Origin of the sequence: Erwinia oleae (assembly GCF_000770305.1) — a bacterium.
Taxonomy (GTDB): Bacteria; Pseudomonadota; Gammaproteobacteria; order Enterobacterales; family Enterobacteriaceae; genus Erwinia; species Erwinia oleae.
Map to the genome: position 1 here is coordinate 1 of NZ_JNVB01000151.1, position 1,787 is coordinate 1,787.

2 protein-coding genes and 2 pseudogenes are annotated in these 1,787 nt (G+C 47.8%); 3 read left to right on the forward strand and 1 reads right to left on the reverse strand.

The features are described 5' to 3' along the window. Positions 1-187, reverse strand: a pseudogene (locus GS12_RS23865) (IS30 family transposase); the annotation flags it as partial. Positions 188-471: 284 nt separating this feature from the next. Between GS12_RS23865 and GS12_RS22610 the strand changes: the two are divergent. The 3 genes and pseudogenes from GS12_RS22610 to GS12_RS24530 form a co-directional block, all read left to right on the forward strand. After that, the gene (locus GS12_RS22610; RefSeq protein WP_034951239.1) at positions 472-798 is read left to right on the forward strand and encodes an NIPSNAP family protein; all 327 of its coding nucleotides are present in this window, start codon (positions 472-474) and stop codon (positions 796-798) included. A 208-nt stretch (positions 799-1,006) separates the two neighbouring features. Further along, a complete protein-coding gene (locus GS12_RS22615) occupies positions 1,007-1,513 on the forward strand; it encodes a GNAT family N-acetyltransferase (protein WP_034951242.1) in 507 nt (168 codons plus the stop codon). Between the two features lie 131 nt (positions 1,514-1,644). Further along, positions 1,645-1,787: pseudogene (locus GS12_RS24530) on the forward strand (IS30 family transposase); the annotation flags it as partial.

Consider the following 1,787-nt stretch of genomic DNA (forward strand, 5'->3'; position numbering starts at 1 on the left):
GCGCTAATCGATGCCGCTTTCGAACGGGAGGACGGTAGCCCCCTGTCTGGTGGATTGTGGGCATGATGGAAGAATGAAATCTGTCGAACATTCTGGCGATATCATGCAGAGAATCACCTTGCTTATATCTGTCCCAGATAATCGCCTTCTGCTCTGGCGTGTAGTTAATCCGAGTTCTTCGTTTCATGACAACGTCCCCCCTTGATTAAGGATAGCGTTGCATCGAGCCATTGAACTCACAGCCAAAAGCGGACGTTGATAACATCATCATGTACTACCCAACTGAGAGCAGATCACAGTGCATAACCATGCAAGCGCACCGAAACATCATGGGTATTTGTCAGGGTTCTGTTCGTGTAAAGATGTCGGAAATACCTCGCCCGCGGCAGAAACGTGCTAATACCGCCAGCGGTGGATGCAACCAACAGATGCTATGGTAAATTCGGGGATGCATACCAATGGAGTGGAATTATGAGAATTGTCGAGTTATTGCAGTACACCCTGGAGCCAGGTACCGGTCAGGAATTTCATCTGGTCATGGTCGAAATAAGTGCTCCTCTGCATCATCAGGCGGGTATCGACGTAGTTGCATTCGGCTGCTCCCTGCATGACGAGGATTCGTACTACCTGCTTCGGGCATTCGATGACATTGAGCATATGAAGGCATCGCAGGAAGCATTTTACGGAAGTGAGGCATGGCAGAAGGGACCTCGACAGGCAATCATCGAACGGATAAAAGCCAGCGTAAAATCAGTTATGAACCTGCCAGAAACGGTGATTGATGGACTGAGAAATTGATCCACATAACCACTTCGCCGCCGGGTTGTTATGGTTAATTTGGTCGTAAAACCCTGTCGCCGTGATTTTGACGTCCGCTCCTCGCTCACAGCGCACCTTTGCTCCATGTCAGACCGCTTTGTAGGCAGTTATAAAAACATGGTGCAAAACTCATGTTAAGTTGATCTGTTTGTGGAAGTGAAAAAATTATGATCAGAGAGAGCCTTAATTGAAAGCATTTACGGTGCGTCGCATTAATGAGAGCGATCTAGAAGATTTCAAAAGAGTAAGACTGGAAGCGTTGCTCCTTCATCCGGACGCTTTTGGCGCGTCCTACGAAGACTGGATCCAGAAGCCAGCACCATTTTTTGCTGAAAAATTGCGAACCAATTATGTTTTCGGCGGATTCGACCTTCACAACACCTTACAGGGCCTGATTGGTTTGAGCTTCAATACCTCACCAAAGCTGAGTCATGTCGCTACTATCTGGGGGATGTATGTCCGTGCCGGGATGAGGGGATCGGGACTATCATCAGGGCTAATGGAGGCTGCGCTGGAAGCTGCAAGCTCAGTGAGGACTGTAAAGCTTTCCGTCGTCACAACGAATCATGCCGCATATGCACTTTATCGGTCGTACGGTTTCGCTAACTGGGCCACTGATACTGCTGCGCTTTACGCTAATGGTATTTTTCATGACGAATATCTTATGAGACGAGACTCGGAAAACGACTCATAACAAAGCCATGATGATAAATAATTGCTTATCGCTTCGACATCATCGATCGTCGTCTAAAGGCAGCGTCCGCTTTTCGCTGTGAGTTCAATGGCTCGATGCAACGCTATCCTTAATCAAGGGGGGACGTTGTCATGAAACGAAGAACTCGGATTAACTACACGCCAGAGCAGAAGGCGATTATCTGGGACAGATATAAGCAAGGTGATTCTCTGCATGATATCGCCAGAATGTTCGACAGATTTCATTCTTCCATCATGCCCACAATCCACCAGAC